Raw genomic sequence first — 17,939 nt, 5'->3', positions numbered from 1 at the left:
GAAATTACTTTTTCTCTTTAGATCTCTGTAATACTTCGTCTACCATTCCGTAGCCTTTTGCTTCTTCAGAAGTCATCCAGTAATCTCTGTCAGACGCTTTTTCTACCCAATCATAGGTTTGTCCTGAATGCTCAGCGATGATGTCATACAATTCTTTTTTCAGCTTCAACATCTCTCTTAAGTTAATCTCCATATCAGAAGCCACTCCTTGAGCACCTCCGGAAGGTTGGTGAATCATTACTCTTGAATGTTTAAGCGCAGAACGCTTTCCGTTTTCACCAGCAACCAATAATACAGCACCCATTGAAGCCGCAATTCCTGTACAGATTGTTGCTACATCCGGCTTAATGATTTGCATGGTATCATAAATTCCTAACCCTGCATACACACTTCCACCAGGAGAATTGATATAAATCTGAATATCTTTTGAAGGATCTGCACTTTCTAAGAACAGAAGCTGAGCCGTTACAATATTAGCAACCTGATCATCGATTCCTGTTCCTAAGAAGATGATTCTATCCATCATCAAACGAGAGAAAACGTCCATCTGAGCTACGTTTAATCTTCTTTCTTCCATAATATATGGAGTAAGATTTGTTGGACCAAACATTCCCATATACTGATCGGTTACCAAACCGTTGTTTCCTAAATGCTTTACAGAGAAGTCTCTGAATTCTTTTTTAATGTCCATATTTCTATTGGTATTATTTTAAATTTTTCTAAAGTTTAAATTACAACTTTTATTCCTAAAATTATATCAGACTTTTTGTCACAGAAGACTAATGATTAGTAACCAGTTTGTCTGAAATTATCTTTTCCTGTCTCCGTAAATCCCTTTGATCGGAGAATATTCAATAATATCATTCAGGCGAATTGAGGCTTGCTTCAACAATGTTATTTTTTGAATCAGCTCATAATATTTTACCAGGTCAGAATCGCTGTGTACATCAAGTTCACTGGCTGTTTGTTTTATCAAATAATCTATATATCTGTATTTATGAAGCAAAACATCACCTTTTACCTGCTCTGCAATCTTATCCCCGTAATTGGGCGGATAAATATTTCTGGACGCCCAGTTTTCAAGATCATCCAAAGGAAGGAGCGCATCAACCACTTTTGAAGTAATCTCTTCGTCCATAAAAGATACAAAAAAGTTTCCGCTTCTCAGCTCATCATTTCGAATCCCTTCTTTTACCTGATTAATGATGATTTCATTTCCTTTTACCAAAAACTCATAGTGTTCTTCATCGAAATGCTGTAGAATTTCTTCGATCACGGTAATCTGATACTCTTCGTCGTGATCATCCTTTCTTTTCAAAATAATGTCTCCGAACATCAGCATATGATCCACCAATTTATTTTCCATGAATAAAACTTCAAACAAAAACGGATCCTCTTTTCCTTCATCCAAAGGAACAACCTCCATTTTTACCGGAGCTGCATTTTCCTTTTGCTGCTGAACGTGCTGATTCTGATTTTGGGTTACCTGTCTCTGAACATCCAGTTCATTAAACAAACTCTGCTCAGAAAGTCCGAATTTATTCGAAACTTCTTTTAAGTAAACCTCTCTTTTTAAAGCATTTTGAACAAAACCAACCGATTTTACAATATCTCTAATCGCTTCTGCCTTTTTAATCGGATCATTTCCGACTTCTCTTAAAAGAATTTCCGCTTTAAAATCAATAAAATCCAGCGCTTCATTTTCGATGAATTTTTCTACATATTCCTGAGGGTGTTTTCGTGCAAAAGAATCGGGATCATCACCATCCGGGAAAAGCAGCACACGAATGTTCATCCCTTCCGTCAAAAGCATATCGATACTTCTGAAACTGGCTTTAATTCCCGCATTATCCCCATCAAAAAGAATCGTAACATTTTCCGTTAACCTTTTGATCAGCTTAATTTGCTCTGTCGTTAAAGAAGTTCCTGAGCTTGCCACCACATTTTCAATTCCCGACATATGAAGGGAAATCACATCCATATATCCTTCTACCAAAAGACAGATATTCTTTTTCGAAATTGCCTGTTTACTTTGGTTTAACCCGTAAAGAACATTGGATTTATGATAAATTTCGGTCTCCGGAGAATTGAGATATTTTGCAGTCTTGACGTTATTTTTAAGGATTCTGGCTCCAAAACCCAACACTCTTCCCGAAAAACTGTGAATCGGGAAAATTACTCTTTCGCGAAAACGGTCAACTCCTGCCGGTGTATTTTCAGGGAAAATAGAAAGTCCGGATTTCTCTAAAATTTCTTTTGAATATCCTTTCTCTAATGCAAATGCTGTAAAAGCATTTTTCTTTTCAGGAGAATATCCGAGCTGAAATTTCTTAATGATATCATCACGAAGTTCACGCTCTTTGAAATAAGACAATCCGATGGCTTTTCCTTCTTCAACTTCCCAAAGGAAATTTTGGAAATAATCATTCGCAACTTCATGGATTTTATAGAGTAAATCTCTTTCCGACTGTGCATTTTTGGCTTCTTCGGAAAAATCTTTCTGATCTTCCTCGATCTCAATTCCGTATTTTTTTGCAGCGTGACGAAGTGCTTCAGGATAAGTGAAATTCTCAATTTCCATTAAAAAAGAAATCGCAGTTCCTCCTTTTCCTGTCGAGAAGTCTTTCCAGATCTGTTTACTTGGTGAAACTACGAAACTCGGAGATTTTTCATCATGGAACGGACTGAGTCCTTTATAATTAGACCCTGCCCTTTTCAACTGCACATATTCACCAACAATCTCTTCTACACGGATTGTTGAGAATATCTTATCTATGGTCTGTTTGGAAATCATGATACAAAAATATACAAATTTCTATTTAATTTGCCACATGTATAGACAACTCAATCTCTGAATTTCAATAATTTTTTGATTTTTAACTGCTTCTATTTTTAATTATTTTTGAAAAACTTTGAATCCTTAAGCATGAAATATTTAAAAAGATTTTTATTAATCATAATTTCTTCAATAGTATTTTTCCTCTTATATCTCGAATTTGGAGGAAGGTTTATAATCAATGATACTGACAAACGATTGATCACGTATGAAATAAGAAGCAGTGAAAAAATTCCTGCTAATTTTTCAAATTTTTATAATACCGTTTATCCCAACTCTTTATCAGGAAACTCTTGGAATTTCATTCTTACTGCTTTGATGAATTCCGATTCACAAAGAAAAGAGTGTCCTTGTAATCAGATGGCTTACAGAATATTTCCAGCTTTAGAAATTAAAAACGAGCAACTGACAGATCAATTCTTACTGGCAAGATATATAGAACATCATTACAGCCAACAAGATTGTTTAGAATTCAATTTCAGTCATTTTGATTTTTTAGAAAATAGAAAAGGCTTACAGAAAGTTTCAAAATCACTGTTTAATAAAGAAACGAAAGATTTAACACCAATAGAAATGGCAGAAATTTTGGCACTCTATGAAGCTCCTCATCGAAATAACCGACATAGAAATCCTAAAAAAGCAAAAGCAAGAGCCGGACATTTCTTAAATTTGTACGAGAAAAATGTAAATAAGTAATGAATTATACGATACATACAATCGAAGACTGGCAAGAAATAGTTGACACTATTATTCCTAAACTACAACATAATATTCTCTTATTAAAAGGGAACTTAGGAGCGGGAAAAACTACTTTCACGCAGTTTTTACTTAAGAGTTTAGGAAGTCATGACGAAGTCAACTCTCCCACTTATTCTATTGTGAACGAATACAATACTCCTAAAGGAAAAATCTATCATTTCGATTTGTATCGTTTGAAAAACATAGAAGAAGTTTACGATATTGGTATTGAAGAATATTTAGACAACGCTTTTCTTTGCATCATCGAATGGCCGGAAGTGTATGAAGACGAGCTTTACGGGCTTGAATACCACGAAATGAGCATCATCAATACAGGTGAAAACAGAGAGGTTTCATTCGAGTAAATATTATGTATCTTTGCTTACTGAATTCAATTATAAAATAATTATCTGTAAGATATAATTTAAAATGAGTACTACAAATATTTTCACTCCTTTTACTGAAGAGGAACTTATCCCGAAGGCAGAAAAGCTTGAGGTGATTAAAAAAGGAAAACAATTCAGCATAGGAATTCCAAAAGAAACTTGCCTTAATGAAAGGAGAACCTGTATTACACCAGACGCTGTACAGGTTTTGGTAGAACATGGTCATGAAATTATTATAGAAGCCGGAGCAGGAGAAGGCTCGTTTTTTACAGATTTACAATATTCTGAATCGGGTGCCCGAATAACAAACGATCCTAAAGAAGCATTCGGACAAGATTTAATTTTAAAAATTAATCCGCCTACAGAGGACGAGATCGAATTCATGAGACCAAATACCTATTTGGTTTCTGCACTTCAGATTAACTTAAGAGATAAAGAATATTTCCTGAAACTGGCAGAAAAAAAAGTAAATGCCATTGCTTTTGAATTCATTGTTGATGAATATAAACAACTCTCTCTGGTACGATTGGTAGGAGAAATTGCTGGAACGGTTTCTATTCTTTACGCTTCCGAACTATTAGCGTTGTCAAACGGTTTGATGTTAGGAGGAATTACAGGAGTAAGACCGGCTGAAGTAGTTATTTTAGGAGCCGGAATTGTAGGAGAATTTGCAACAAAAGCAGCCATAGGTTTAGGAGCAAGTGTAAGAGTTTTCGACAATTCACTTTCTAAATTAAGAAGACTTCATACGTTGGTAGACAGCAGAGTCCCTACTTCCATCATAGATCCTAAAGAACTTCGTAAAGCATTAAGACGTGCAGATGTAGTTATTGGTGCCCTTCCAAGGTTAAATATGACTCCGATCGTCACAGAAGACATGGTGATGAAAATGAAAAAAGGAAGTGTGATCATTGATATTACAATTGACAACGGAAAAGTGATTGAGACTTCTGAACTGACCACTATGGAAGATCCTTACGTTATCAAACATGGTGTCATCCATTGTGGACTTCCGAATCTTACTTCAAGAATGCCGAGAACGACTACAAAAGCCATCTCCAATTTCTTCCTTTCCTATATTTTAAATTACGATGAGGAAGGCGGTTTCGAAAATATGCTGGTTCGCAAAAATGAAATGAAGCAAAGTCTTTATATGTACAAAGGAAGACATACTAAAAAAATCATTTGCGATCGTTTCGGACTTACTTATCATGATATCAATCTTTTAATTTTCTAATGAAATTGCCAAGGTTAGGAAACATAAATCTCAACAGATTGGTTCCATATAACCTTTAAAATCGTAACATCTACGCATGAAAAAACTTAAATTCTACTTAATAGGTCTCATTCCGGGACTAGCTATTGTATTTTTTGTCTTAAATAAAAAAGGAGCGAGTTGCAGCGGATATCTTCCCAACAGCCGTGTAATTGCGGAGACTTTATCTAAAGATTTCAAATATTCCGAAACTTTTAAAGCTGAAATGAATACCTTGAAAATCGATGAAAAGTTCTTAAAAGACAGTATCATTACTAAAGGAAAAGTAGATTTTGACAGAAGCCACGCTCAAAAAAAGCCGTGTCCTGATTATCTTTTGACCTATCCTGAAAAAAGTCCTGTTTACGAAATCACCTACGAAAAATGTGAGGAAACGGTAACTTTGAATTCTTTGAAGAAGTTGAAATAAAGATGTTTTGTAAGCATAACATTTCACCAATATTAAAGTTTTAAATAAATGGACGGCAATTACTACATGATTCATGATTATCTGATATTCATAGGAGTATTTGCTATTTTCTTTTTTGCAACGGTAAGCATTTATTTATTCAGTCAAAATCAAAAATTTAAGATAAAAAATGCTAAACTTTCTGAGGCGAATAGAATAATCCAGCAAAGATTAAACGAAGTTCAGCTCGAACATATCGGCACCAAACTGAATCCTCATTTGTTTAAAAATATACTGAATTCGGTTCAGTCACACGCTTATCAAACGTATATGTCACTGGATAAACTCGCGAATGTCCTGGATTATATTTTATATGAAAGCAACAATAAATTTGTAAGTCCCAAAGAAGAACTGAATTTCGCTTTAAGCTTAATTGAGATCAATAAAATAAAGGTAAATCCTCTTTTTGATTTCAGGATCAAGTCAAAAATTAATAAATCTGACGAAATTTACGAAGAGAAAGTTTTTGCTCCGTTTATTTCGGTAGACTTGATCGAAAATGCTTTTAAACATACAGATTTCCTTGCTCAGGATTCATTTATTTCGATTCAGCTGGAACTTGAGGGAGGTATTTTCACGATGAAAGTCAGCAATAAAGCGTCTTTGAAAAATGTATTGGAGAAGGAGAAAAGCGGTTTCGGAAGCCAGTCTCTGGATCAGCGATTAAAAATGATTTATAACAATCATTATTCACTTCAGAAAAGCTCAAAAAACGGTATATTCACAGCAGAATTAAAAATTAATCTGGGAGAATTCTATGATAAAATGCGTTATTCTTGATGATGAATTACTGGCAATCAGCTATTTAAAACTTCTATGCGAACAAATTGAAAACGTTGAAGTCGTAAAAGCATTTAACGATCCCAGAGTTTTCTTAAACGAAATCGACAGTCTTGATTGCAATGTTTGCATTTTAGATATAGAAATGCCCGGAATGAATGGTTTACAGGTTGCAGAATTGATTTCAGGTTCAAAAAAAATTATTTTTACCACTGCTTATAAAGAATATGCCGCCGAAGCATTTGATCTGAATGTGGTCGACTACGTAAGAAAGCCTATCAAAAAAGAACGACTGATACAGGCTTTTGAAAAAGCTACGGAACTGCTTCAAAACTCCCACAAGAAAAATCTTATTGAATGGAATACCAATATTGGTAAAACCGTTATTTTTACAGAACAGATCGCTTATATCAAGACTTCTGAAATCGACAGCCGAGACAAAGACATCATTCTCAACGACGGAACAACCATTGTTTTAAAAAATCTCAGCTTTAAAAACCTTTTGGAAATGCTGCCTTCAAAAGATTTTGCTCAGGTTAATAAAAAAGAAATCATCGCTTTGTCATCGATCAAAGTTTTCTCGACCAACGAAATTATTACAACGATTTCTGCTGAAGGAGAACATTTCCTGAAACTCCAGATCGGAGAAACTTATAAAAACGCATTAATGGAAATGTTCGGAAAGTAGTTTTTTCAAACATTTCAGGTTTCACCACAGAATTAAGCCCTTTTATTACATGCCCTCCATTAGGATATTTCGTCGATGTATTTTTGCACCGATTAAATAATTTCTAATGAAAAAACTTCTTTATGCTGGTGGAATTCTCATATCATGTTTTTGTTTTTCCCAGGAAACTGATGCTAAAATCAAAGCCTCATTTTTCGACGGAACTGTGGCGGCAGGATATGCAGATCATGGAGCGTTCATCAATTTTACGGGACCGAATGTCAGTTTTAAAAACAAAAATGTAAAATTACTATTGGGAATGCTTCCCTCCTTAAGAATCAAAGAAGACCCATCTGAAGGAACAAAAAACAGCCCGATTATGCCAACTCTTGGAGCCGGTTTAACGGTCGTTTACAAAAAGATTGCTCTACAGATTCCGGTGTATTACAATGCTAAAACTTCAACGCAGAACGGAACTTGGAAAATGGGAGTCGGTTTGGGGTATTCTTTCAAATAGACTTTCATTACATTATTCATGACATTGATTACATTTTAAAAAATTTAATTCGTGTCATCCATATATTCTTAAGAAATTTACACTTTAAAAATAAACTGAGTTATGAATTTGGGAAAATATAAAAATATTATTTTCTACATCAGTACCATCGCATTTTTTTCATGTTTGATGTATTGGTTTTTTGTGGAGGGAAGAACATTGGAAATCGGAGAAAATATTGCTCCAAGCAAAGCGACAGGGCAAACCATGTGGGGAAATTTCGCTGATTCATTCATGACAAATCTTCATCATCCTTTGGCGCTTCTTTTAGCTCAGATCGTAACCATCATTATGGTAGCCAAACTTTTCGGATGGATTTGTGTTAAATTAAAACAACCTTCCGTAATCGGTGAAATGATTGCCGGTATTGTTTTGGGGCCCTCACTTTTCGGGCTTTATTTTCCTGAGCTCTCAGCATTTATTTTCCCGAAAGAATCTCTACCAAACTTACAGTTTTTAAGTCAGATCGGTCTTATTCTATTCATGTATATCGTTGGGATGGAACTGGATTTAAGCGTTTTAAGAAAAAAAGCGCACGATGCAGTAGTCATCAGTCACGCAAGTATTATTATTCCTTTTGCATTGGGAGTTGGACTCTCTTACTTCATTTATAAAGAATTTGCTCCTGACGGCATTCAGTTTAGTTCCTTTGCCCTATTCATAGCCATTGCAATGAGTATCACAGCATTTCCGGTTTTGGCAAGAATTGTTCAGGAAAGAAATTTACATAAAACCAAAATAGGAACCGTAGTCATTACCTGTGCTGCAGCCGATGACATTACAGCTTGGTGTATTTTGGCAGCCGTTATTGCTATTGTAAAAGCGGGATCTTTCTCAGGATCAGTATTCGTTATTTTAATGGCCATTCTGTATGTCTTTATCATGATTAAAGCAGTAAGACCATTCTTGACCAGAATTGCTGAAGCACAAAAAGGAAAAGGATTTATAAGCAAAGCATTGGTGGCTGTATTTTTCTTAATCCTGATTATTTCATCATACGCAACAGAAGTTATAGGAATTCATGCCCTCTTCGGAGCATTTATGGCAGGAGCGATTATGCCGGAAAATGTAAAATTCAGAAGCCTTTTCATCGAAAAAGTAGAAGATGTGGCATTGGTATTACTACTTCCTCTTTTCTTCGTATTTACCGGGCTAAGAACGCAAATCGGGCTATTGAATGATCCTCATCTTTGGAAAGTCGGAGGGTTTATCATTCTGACTGCAGTTACCGGAAAATTTGTGGGAAGTGCACTCACAGCAAGATTCCTGAATATAAGCTGGAAAGACAGTCTTACAATTGGTGCTTTAATGAATACTAGAGGTCTTACGGAACTTATTGTATTGAATATCGGATATGATTTAGGAGTTTTAGGACCTGAGTTGTTTACACTGTTGGTGATCATGGCGCTATTTACCACTTTTATGACAGGACCGTGTCTTGATCTCATTAACTATCTTTTCAAAGGAAAAAAATCTATGATAGAAGATGAAAGCAATGAAGAAAATGATTCAAAATACAGGGTTCTTTTATCTTTTGAAACGGCAAAATCCGGAAGTAAGTTACTGAAACTTGCAGATAATTTTACCCGCAAGATGAATGGAAACAAAAGTGTGACCGCAATGAATATTGCTCCTATTGATGAACTTCATGCCTTTGATATTGAGAATTATGAAAAAGAGCAATTCAAAAATATTATTGAAACCTCTCATGATCTTCAGCTTGAAGTGACTACGCTTTTCAAGGCCTCTACAGATGTGGAGAGTGATCTGACAAATATTACAAATAAAGGAAATTACGACCTTCTTCTTATCATGCTTGGAAAATCCATGTACGAAGGGAGTTTATTAGGCAGATTATTAGGTTTTACCACTAAGATTATCAATCCTGAAAAGCTTCTGAATACGGTAAAAGGTAAAAGCAATATTTTCAACAATTCTCCTTTTGATGATCTTACCTTGCAAATTCTGGATAAAGCTCATATTCCGGTGGGTGTTTTGGTTGAAAAAGAGTTCAAGTCTGCAGACAAAGTCTTTGTTCCTATTTTCAATTTAAGCGATTTTTATTTATTAGAATATGCTAAAAGATTGATTAATAACAACAATTCTCAGATTATTATTCTTGATGTTGCAGGACAAATCCGTAATAATATTGAGGTAAAGGAATTAATCAGAAGTATAGAGCAGGTAGCACCCAATCACATCACCCTATATAACGAAAAGAAAATTGAAAGTGAGTTTTTAAATTCCCAGGACTTAATGCTTATCAGCAGCAAAAGCTGGAAAAATATGATCGATACCAAAAGTTTGTGGCTATCAGACATACCATCTACGCTGATTATTTCTAATCCGTAATACACATTATTTAACAAACGATAAAGACTGCTTTTTTAGGCGGTCTTTTTATTTTTAAGCCGTTCACAACAGTTTTTGGTAATCCATCTAAAAACTGATTAGATAAATCTCATTAAAAAATTTCTTTAAATCACTCGCGATTGCCTGTTGTAAAGCCTTCCTTATAATAATATAAAAAAGTAAAATTTTATAAAACAAGCAGTACTTCTTGCTTTATAATTCTATTAATTTTTCTTCTGATCAAGGCTGAAATCATATTTTTCTTTTAATACAGCCTTAAAACCGCTGTAACAATGCTCCGCTAAATTTGCCATCAAAAAAAAAATGAAAAAAACATTAGCTACTTTCGCTATTTTTTTACTCCCTCTCTATCTTACCGCCCAAGAAGTTAACATTTCCGGAAATGTAAAATCCGAAAACGGCTCTAGTGTTTCAGGTGTGAGCATCACCGATAAAAACACAGGGAAAACAGCCATCACTGATGCAAACGGGAACTTTACCATTTCAGCAAATCCAAAAGATATTTTAGAATTTTATGCTCCCGATTTTTCAATATATACAGTTGAAGTTTCCAACAGAAAAAACTATTCGGTTGTTTTAAAAAAAGTATCCGAAAAACAAATTGAAGGGGTTGTGATCACCGCTTTAGGGATTGCCAAAAAGAAAGAAAAAATAGGATATTCTACTCAGGAAGTGGGAACCAAACAGTTTGAGACCGTTACCACACCAAGTATCGGGAACTTATTTTCCGGACAGGTTGCCGGATTAAACGTTTCTAACCCTACAGGAATGCAACAGGCTCCTGAATTTACCTTAAGAGGAAATTCAAATCTGGTTTTTGTTATTGACGGAGTAATTGTTGAGAAGGAAGTTTTTCAAAATTTAGATCCGAATAACATTGATAATATCAACGTTCTGAAAGGAGCAACCGCTTCTGCTCTTTATGGTTCCAGAGGGAGATACGGTGCGCTTTTAATCACTACAAAAAGTGCCAAAAAGAAAGGTTTTACTGTAGAGTTTTCCCAAAACACAATGATTACCGCGGGATTTACCAACCTTCCGAAAACACAAACGGAATACGGAAACGGTTCGCACGGAAAATATGAATTCTGGGACGGAGCCGACGGTGGGGTAAACGACGGTGATATGATTTGGGGACCAAAATTTGTTCCCGGAACCAAGATTGCACAATGGAACAGCCCGATCAGAGATAAACAAACCGGAGAAATTATTCCTTGGTACGGAACTGTTGCAGGAAGTCAGTATAACGACAAATCGAGGTACGAAAGAGTTCCTATCGACTGGGAATATCATGATAATTTAAAAACATTCATGAAACCGGCTGTAATTAATAATAATAACTTTTCGATCAGCTATAAAAACAATAAAGATATCTATCGCTTTTCAGGAAATTTCATGAATTATAACGACCGTATTCCGGGATCGTATCTTCAACGTTACGGTGTCAATTTTTCATCAGAAAACCATATCAGCGACAAGTTGACTTTCGATTCTAAGTTTAATTTTAATCAAACTTTCACACCCAATATTCCTAACTATGATTACAATCCGAGTGGTCACATGTACACCATTTTAATCTGGATGGGAGGTGATGTAGACGGAAGAGATTTAAAAAATCATCTATGGGTTCCTGGGCAACAAGGGAAAACACAAGCCAACTGGAATTACGCTTGGTACAACAACCCATGGTTCGGTGCTGAATATTATAAAAATAAAAACAGAACCGACATTATCAATGCACAGACAGGTTTAGAATATAAAGTCACTCAGGATTTTTCGGTAAAAGGTAAGATCTCAATGGTTGAAAATCATAACAAGCAGGAAATTCAGAGCCCTTATTCGTATTTCAATTACAGCGCTCCGAGAAGTGGCGGTTATATTTTGAACGATACCAAAACATGGAATTTTAACTCAGATATTTTAGCAACTTATAAAAAGAAAATTTCCGATAATTTTGATTTCACCATCAATGCGGGAGGATCTACATTTTACTACAAAAATGATATCGACAATGCTTCCACAGATGGTTTAAAAATTCCGGAAATATATTCACTAGACAATTCAACCGGAGCTGTAAAATATTATGATTACCTGAAAGAAAAACTGATCTACAGTGTCTATTCAACCATAGACGTTGGATTGTACAATGCTTTCTTTATCAACGTTTCAGGACGTAACGACTGGTCTTCAACATTACCAAAAGCCAACAGATCCTACTTCTACCCTTCTGCTTCACTGAGTGCTGTAATTTCAAACCTGGTGAACATGCCTAAAGCGGTCAACTTGTTAAAATTATCGGCTTCATGGGCAAAAGTTGCTTATGATTTCCAACCTTATTCTATCAGGAATTATTATTTGAATAACAGCGGAATTACCTTCAACGGAAATCCTACCTATTATTATCCTACGGTACTGAACTATGAAAATTCATTAAAACCGGAGCAGACAAAATCTTATGAACTTGGATTAAGCGCAGGATTTTTAAATAACAGAATTACCTTAGATGCCACTTATTTCAGAACGCTGGATTATAATAATATTCTTCAGTTTCCAAGCTCACCGTCTTCAGGATTTACTTCTCAATATGTAAACGGTAATGAGTATACGACAAAAGGGGTTGAAATTTCATTAGGTATTGTTCCTGTTAAAACCAATAATTTCACTTGGAAATCTTTGATCAACTGGAGTACTTACGAACAAAAACTAACTGCCATCTACGGAGATATGCCGAATTATAATAACATCAAATTAGGTGAAAGAATGGATAGTTATTATGATCTTACATGGCAGAAATCTCCGGACGGAAAAGTGATCCTTAATGCCAATACAGGTATGCCGACAAGAGCAACAACTCCTACCAACCTGGGACATTTTAATCCGGATTGGACATTTGGCTTCAACAATACCTTTAAATATAAAAAGCTAAGCTTAAATATTGGTATCGACGGCAGCATTGGTGGTGTCATGAGGTCTCAGGTCGTAGAAAAAATGTGGTGGGGAGGAAAACATCCAAACTCTACGATGTACAGAGACTTGGAATATGCAAACCCGGGAACCTATTATTTTGTACCGGATGGAGTAAATTATAATCCTGCTACCGGAACGTATACGCCACATACAAAAGCAATCAGTTTTCAGGATTGGGCACAGAATTATCCTTATCAGGCAAGAGTTACTGAGGACGAAAGCGAACTATTTGCGAACGTATTCGACAGAACTTTCGTGAAATTGAGATCGGTTATCCTTGAATATGATTTTTCATCTTTATTAAACCCGAAGGGGATGATAAAAGGGTTTACTGCTAATATTTCAGGATACAATCTTGCGATGTGGAAAAAATCTAAAAATCTGTATTCAGATCCTGATTACAAAATCAAGACAGGAAATGACATTCAAGATCCTTCAAGCAGATGGTTCGGAATTGGTTTTAACCTTAAATTTTAATTAAAAAACATTCAATCAAAATGAAAAATATTATAAAATTAGTAAGTGTTGCAGGATTATTGGCTTTGGCATCCTGTGAGACAAATCTTGATACGATCAATGAAAATCCGAACGATAAGGCAAGTATAGATCCCAAGTTTCTTTTAACTTATGTTTCTCAAAATGCTTTTCAGGTAAATGGCGACAATATGTATGCTTCCAGAATGATGATCGGAACAGACGGAGAAAATGTGTATCAATATATGAAATGGGGAGATGCTTCTTTCGATGTATATACAAAAGGGCTTTTGAATACAGGGAAAATGATGCAGGAAGCTGAAAAGATCAACAATAAAAATTATCAGGCGGTCGGTAAATTTTACAGAGCCTATTATTTTTTCAATTTAAGTTTAAAATTCGGAAGTATTCCGTATTCAGAAGCTGTAAAAGGTGAATCAGGGATTACACAACCTAAATATGACAGCCAGGAAACGGTAATGACAGGAATTTTATCCGAATTGAAAGAAGCGAATGATTTGATCAATACGAATGATAAAATTGAAGGCGACATTATCTACAAAGGTGACGCTTCAAAATGGAAAAAACTGATCAACTCTTTCCGTCTGAAAATTTTAATTACACTTTCTAAAAAACCTACCGTTGGAAGCTACAATATCGCAACAGAATTTGCTTCCGTAGCAGGAAGTCAACCGTTAATGACTTCTATTGCAGACAATGGAGAACTGAAATTTGCAGACGCTGCAGACAGCAGATATACGATGTTCAATAACAGTGGATATGGTTCAAGTTTATATATGGCCAATTATTTTATCAATTTGTTTAAAGACAGACAAGACCCACGTTTATTTACTTTTGCAGCACAAACAACAGGAGCAAAAGAAGCAGGAAAGCCACTTACAGACTTCACAGGTTACAACGGAGGAAACCCGACTTCACCCTATTCTGACAATGCCGCTCTCATTACTGCAAAAAATATCTCTAAAGTAAACGACCGTTTCTATAAAGATGCTACGAATGAGCCTTCCAACGTTTTAAGTTATTCCGAATTAGAATTCATTTTAGCAGAAGCTACAGCAAGAGGATGGATTTCAGGCTCAGCGAAAACTCATTATGATAACGCCATTAAGGCCAACTTTACATTTTACCAGACTTATGTTAAAAATCCGAATCAGTATTTTGCAGGATTTGATGTGAATCAGTATTTAGCAACACCTTTGGTTATTTATGATAATTCCGCAACGTTGCCGACTCAACTGGAAAAAATCATGACTCAAAAGTACATGACAATGTTTCACCAGTCACAATGGACTTCTTATTATGATTATCTGAGAACCGGCTATCCTGCTTATCCTTTGCAAACAGGTGTTACAGCACCTTACAGATTCAGGTATCCACAGACAGAATACAATTACAACAGTGCCAACCTTAAAGCTGCATTGGCATCCCAATATGGAGGAAATGATAATATCAACTCTAAACCTTGGTGGTTACAGTAAAAACTTATTAATTTTAAGAATCGCAGGAAAATTTAATTTCTTGCGGTTTCTTTATTTAATGATTGGAATATGAACAGAAGAACATTTTTAGAAAAATCTAGTTTACTTTTAGCAGGATTAGGAACAACCACTGTTTTGCATCCTTCTATTTTAAAAGCTTTAACCATAGAACCAGACGCTCTGTCTACCTTTTATGATGCAGAGCATATCGTCATTCTGATGCAGGAAAACCGCTCATTCGATCATGCTTTCGGGACCATGAAAGGAGTAAGAGGATTTTTAGATCAAAGAGCTTTCAGAAAACCTGACGGTCATTCCGTTTTTTTTCAAAAAAATAATGATGGAAAATATGCTGCTCCTGCCCGTTTGGATTTAAGAAATACAAAATCTACATGGATGAGCTCTCTTCCACATTCCTGGGACAATCAGCAAAAAGCTTTAAACAGTGGAAAATACGATCAATGGCTGCAGGCAAAAGCTTCAGGAAATAAAGATTACAAAGAAATCCCACTTACATTAGGGTATTACAATCGTGAAGATCTACCGTTTTATTATCAATTGGCAGATGCATTCACAATTTTTGACCAATATTTTTGTTCATCATTAACAGGAACAACACCCAACCGACTTTTCCATTGGTCAGGAACACTTCGTGAGCAGCAAAATGGTAAGGTAAAAGCGAATGTTTACAACGAAAATATAGACTATCCTAAATCAAAACAGGCAAAATGGAAAAGCTTCCCTGAAATTCTGGAAGAACAGGATATTTCATGGAAAATATATCAAAATGAAATCAGTCTGCCCAAAGGAATGTCTGGTGAACAGGAGGCTTGGCTGAGCAATTTCACTGATAATCCGATTGAATGGTTTACGAAATTTAATGTAAAATTCTCAGATCGTTATCATCAAAATATTCCGAATATCATCTCTTCCTTAAAAAAAGAAATTGAAAAAAATCCGAAACAGAAAGAAAGACTGGAACAAATCATTGCAGAGCTTCAAAATGATTTGGAAGAATTTAAACCTGAAAATTTTGCTAAACTTTCCCAAACCGAAAAAAATCTTCATGAAAAAGCATTTGCTACCAATTCCAACGATCCTGATTACTGGAATTTAGAAATCGGACAAGATGAAAATGGGGAGAGGTTGGTTATTCCAAAAGGTGATGTTTTATACCAATTCAGAAAAGATGTTGAAGAAAAAAAATTACCGTTAGTATCCTGGCTGGTTGCTCCCGAACATTTTTCCGATCATCCTGGTTCACCTTGGTACGGAGCATGGTATATTTCAGAAGTATTAAATATTTTAACTCAAGATCCTGAAACCTGGAAAAAAACAATTTTCATCATTAATTATGACGAAAATGACGGATATTTCGATCATGTTTTACCTTTCTCTCCTCCGATGAATCCCAGTCAACCCATTGATATGAACGGGAAAGAAGGCGTTGAATATGTAAATAAAAATCAGGAATATATGACCTCTCAAAAACTGAAAGATTATGAAAAAGTAGAAGGTACAGTTGGTTTGGGATACAGAGTTCCGATGATTATCGCTTCTCCTTGGACCAAAGGTGGTTATGTAAATTCTGAAGTTTCAGATCATACTTCTGTTTTACAATTTCTGGAAACATTTATCCATAAAAAATTCAATAAAAATGTTACCGTAGAAAATATTAGTGACTGGAGAAGAGCAATTTGTGGAGATTTAACATCGGCATTCAACACAGCCAATGCAAAAATTCCAAAAATGGATTACCTGGATCAAAAGGATTATGCTAAAACCATTAATTCTGCTAAAAATAAGCCTGTTCCCAATTTAAAATGGTATTCTGAAAATGAATTAAATAATAGTTTGCTCGATATTCAGGAAAGAGGATTAAAACCATCCAATGCACTTCCCTACAATTATCTTGTTAACTTTCAGGACGGGAAAATCAAAATGACAAATCTAAATGACAAAGGAGTTCCTTTAATCATTTACGACAGAAATCAGTTTCAAAATAAAGATTTCCATTTTTCTTATGCATTGTACTCAAAACAAGAGTTATCACATTCTGTCCAGCATGAAAACTATGATTATGAGGTTTTTGGTCCCAATGGTTTTTACAGATATTTTACAGGAGAAAATAATCCTGAAATAGAAATTCTCCTTAATCATAATCCTTCTAAAAATGAAGTAGAATTAGTGATTAAAAAGAAGAAAAAAGAAAACATTTCAATAATAGTAGAGAATCTCTATGAAAGAACTAAAAAGCAGATTGATTTAAAGCATCCCGAAGAGAAAATCATTATTGACCATAGTAAAATGAAAGGTTGGTATGATCTCAAAATAGATGCAAAAAATCAAAATTGGCAATTTTCGGGTAGAATTGAAACAGGAAAAACCTCTGTTTCTGATCCACATTGGAGCTAGTTTTTAAATACTTTTTTGAATATATTTAAGCCTTATACTTAGTTGTGTAAGGTTTTTTTATAAAATTTTCATTCTAATCCTACTCGCTTTTTTACGCCTGTCAACTTCTTTTCCCTCTCCCAGTAAAAAGAGCTCAAACATACCGTTCAATCGGGGCTAGAAACCTATACTTAATTAAAGTATTAGTCAAGAGAACTTTTCTTGGAGATTGGATTACTTGGCTATTTTCATAGCAATTTCCAGCTTACCACTACTTCTATTTTCGAATACTTTTCTTAGATCCTTGCAGGATAATAAGCTTTGCAGCTATTGTTAGAGATAAAAGAGATTGCTTCCTCACTTCGCTCGTCGCAATGACAACAACCATCTCCTAGCAAAGATTTTTAGCAACACGTAAAAAAGTATAAAACAAAAAAAGTCTCATAGAATACTCTATGAGACTTTAAATAAAAACTGGCGGCGACCTACTCTCCCGCTTTCGCAGTACCATCGGCGCTGGTGGGCTTAACTTCTGTGTTCGGAAT

At 35.1% G+C, this 17,939-nt stretch carries 13 protein-coding genes and 1 rRNA gene; 11 read left to right on the top strand and 3 right to left on the bottom strand.

Annotated features, from left to right (window positions below):
- Positions 1-4 precede the first annotated feature (4 nt).
- On the bottom strand, positions 5-691 hold the full coding sequence (clpP, locus tag LV842_RS08810; protein ID WP_233111078.1) for an ATP-dependent Clp endopeptidase proteolytic subunit ClpP: 687 nt from the start codon (positions 689-691) through the stop codon (positions 5-7).
- A gap of 117 nt (positions 692-808) precedes the next feature.
- Positions 809-2,794 carry a DNA primase gene (gene dnaG / locus LV842_RS08805; RefSeq protein WP_233111077.1) on the bottom strand — a complete coding sequence of 662 codons (1,986 nt, stop codon included), beginning with the start codon at positions 2,792-2,794 and terminating at the stop codon, positions 809-811.
- Positions 2,795-2,926: 132 nt separating this feature from the next.
- Here dnaG and LV842_RS08800 point away from each other — a divergent pair, with 132 nt between their 5' ends.
- From LV842_RS08800 to LV842_RS08750, 11 genes are all read left to right on the top strand, one after another.
- Positions 2,927-3,532, top strand: coding sequence for a transglycosylase domain-containing protein (locus LV842_RS08800; RefSeq protein WP_233111076.1), 606 nt, complete (start codon positions 2,927-2,929; stop codon positions 3,530-3,532).
- The gene (gene tsaE / locus LV842_RS08795) at positions 3,532-3,939 is read left to right on the top strand and encodes a tRNA (adenosine(37)-N6)-threonylcarbamoyltransferase complex ATPase subunit type 1 TsaE (RefSeq protein ID WP_233111075.1); all 408 of its coding nucleotides are present in this window, start codon (positions 3,532-3,534) and stop codon (positions 3,937-3,939) included. The genes LV842_RS08800 and tsaE overlap by 1 nt, the downstream gene beginning before the upstream one ends.
- A gap of 64 nt (positions 3,940-4,003) precedes the next feature.
- Positions 4,004-5,197 (top strand): alanine dehydrogenase, encoded by a 1,194-nt coding sequence (locus LV842_RS08790; RefSeq protein ID WP_233111074.1) that lies wholly within the window; start codon positions 4,004-4,006, stop codon positions 5,195-5,197.
- A gap of 76 nt (positions 5,198-5,273) precedes the next feature.
- The gene (locus LV842_RS08785) at positions 5,274-5,645 is read left to right on the top strand and encodes a hypothetical protein (RefSeq protein ID WP_233111073.1); all 372 of its coding nucleotides are present in this window, start codon (positions 5,274-5,276) and stop codon (positions 5,643-5,645) included.
- 48 nt (positions 5,646-5,693) lie between these two features.
- Positions 5,694-6,464: a sensor histidine kinase gene (locus LV842_RS08780; protein ID WP_233111072.1), complete on the top strand. Its 771-nt coding sequence runs from the start codon at positions 5,694-5,696 to the stop codon at positions 6,462-6,464.
- Complete coding sequence (locus LV842_RS08775; protein WP_233111071.1) at positions 6,442-7,152, top strand: LytR/AlgR family response regulator transcription factor; 711 nt, start codon at positions 6,442-6,444, stop codon at positions 7,150-7,152. The genes LV842_RS08780 and LV842_RS08775 overlap by 23 nt, the downstream gene beginning before the upstream one ends.
- 106 nt (positions 7,153-7,258) lie before the next feature.
- Entirely contained in the window at positions 7,259-7,648 is a 390-nt protein-coding gene (locus LV842_RS08770; RefSeq protein WP_233111070.1) for a hypothetical protein, read from the top strand.
- A 102-nt stretch (positions 7,649-7,750) separates the two neighbouring features.
- A complete protein-coding gene (locus LV842_RS08765; RefSeq protein ID WP_233111069.1) occupies positions 7,751-10,039 on the top strand; it encodes a cation:proton antiporter in 2,289 nt (762 codons plus the stop codon).
- Between the two features lie 324 nt (positions 10,040-10,363).
- On the top strand, positions 10,364-13,504 hold the full coding sequence (locus tag LV842_RS08760) for a SusC/RagA family TonB-linked outer membrane protein (RefSeq protein WP_233111068.1): 3,141 nt from the start codon (positions 10,364-10,366) through the stop codon (positions 13,502-13,504).
- Between the two features lie 20 nt (positions 13,505-13,524).
- Entirely contained in the window at positions 13,525-15,000 is a 1,476-nt protein-coding gene (locus tag LV842_RS08755; RefSeq protein ID WP_233111067.1) for a SusD/RagB family nutrient-binding outer membrane lipoprotein, read from the top strand.
- 69 nt (positions 15,001-15,069) lie between these two features.
- Positions 15,070-17,415 carry a phosphocholine-specific phospholipase C gene (locus LV842_RS08750; protein WP_233111066.1) on the top strand — a complete coding sequence of 782 codons (2,346 nt, stop codon included), beginning with the start codon at positions 15,070-15,072 and terminating at the stop codon, positions 17,413-17,415.
- A gap of 451 nt (positions 17,416-17,866) precedes the next feature.
- On the opposite strand, the gene rrf is transcribed toward LV842_RS08750, so the two are convergent.
- Positions 17,867-17,939, bottom strand: a 5S ribosomal RNA gene (gene rrf / locus LV842_RS16145); the annotation flags it as partial.

Source organism: Chryseobacterium gwangjuense (genome assembly GCF_021311115.1).
Taxonomy (GTDB): Bacteria; Bacteroidota; Bacteroidia; order Flavobacteriales; family Weeksellaceae; genus Chryseobacterium; species Chryseobacterium gwangjuense.
This window is presented reverse-complemented; position numbering and strand designations above follow the sequence as displayed.

Excerpts from the sequence above, each read along its gene's own strand:
- LV842_RS08750 (WP_233111066.1), top strand. The coding sequence starts at position 15,070 with ATGAACAGAAGAACATTTTTAGAAAAATCTAGTTTACTTTTAGCAGGA.
- LV842_RS08790 (WP_233111074.1), top strand. The coding sequence starts at position 4,004 with ATGAGTACTACAAATATTTTCACTCCTTTTACTGAAGAGGAACTTATC.
- LV842_RS08760 (WP_233111068.1), top strand. The coding sequence starts at position 10,364 with ATGAAAAAAACATTAGCTACTTTCGCTATTTTTTTACTCCCTCTCTAT.
- LV842_RS08785 (WP_233111073.1), top strand. The coding sequence starts at position 5,274 with ATGAAAAAACTTAAATTCTACTTAATAGGTCTCATTCCGGGACTAGCT.
- LV842_RS08755 (WP_233111067.1), top strand. The coding sequence starts at position 13,525 with ATGAAAAATATTATAAAATTAGTAAGTGTTGCAGGATTATTGGCTTTG.
- clpP (WP_233111078.1), bottom strand. The coding sequence starts at position 691 with ATGGACATTAAAAAAGAATTCAGAGACTTCTCTGTAAAGCATTTAGGA.
- LV842_RS08765 (WP_233111069.1), top strand. The coding sequence starts at position 7,751 with ATGAATTTGGGAAAATATAAAAATATTATTTTCTACATCAGTACCATC.
- LV842_RS08770 (WP_233111070.1), top strand. The coding sequence starts at position 7,259 with ATGAAAAAACTTCTTTATGCTGGTGGAATTCTCATATCATGTTTTTGT.
- LV842_RS08775 (WP_233111071.1), top strand. The coding sequence starts at position 6,442 with ATGATAAAATGCGTTATTCTTGATGATGAATTACTGGCAATCAGCTAT.
- LV842_RS08780 (WP_233111072.1), top strand. The coding sequence starts at position 5,694 with ATGGACGGCAATTACTACATGATTCATGATTATCTGATATTCATAGGA.
- tsaE (WP_233111075.1), top strand. The coding sequence starts at position 3,532 with ATGAATTATACGATACATACAATCGAAGACTGGCAAGAAATAGTTGAC.
- LV842_RS08800 (WP_233111076.1), top strand. The coding sequence starts at position 2,927 with ATGAAATATTTAAAAAGATTTTTATTAATCATAATTTCTTCAATAGTA.
- dnaG (WP_233111077.1), bottom strand. The coding sequence starts at position 2,794 with ATGATTTCCAAACAGACCATAGATAAGATATTCTCAACAATCCGTGTA.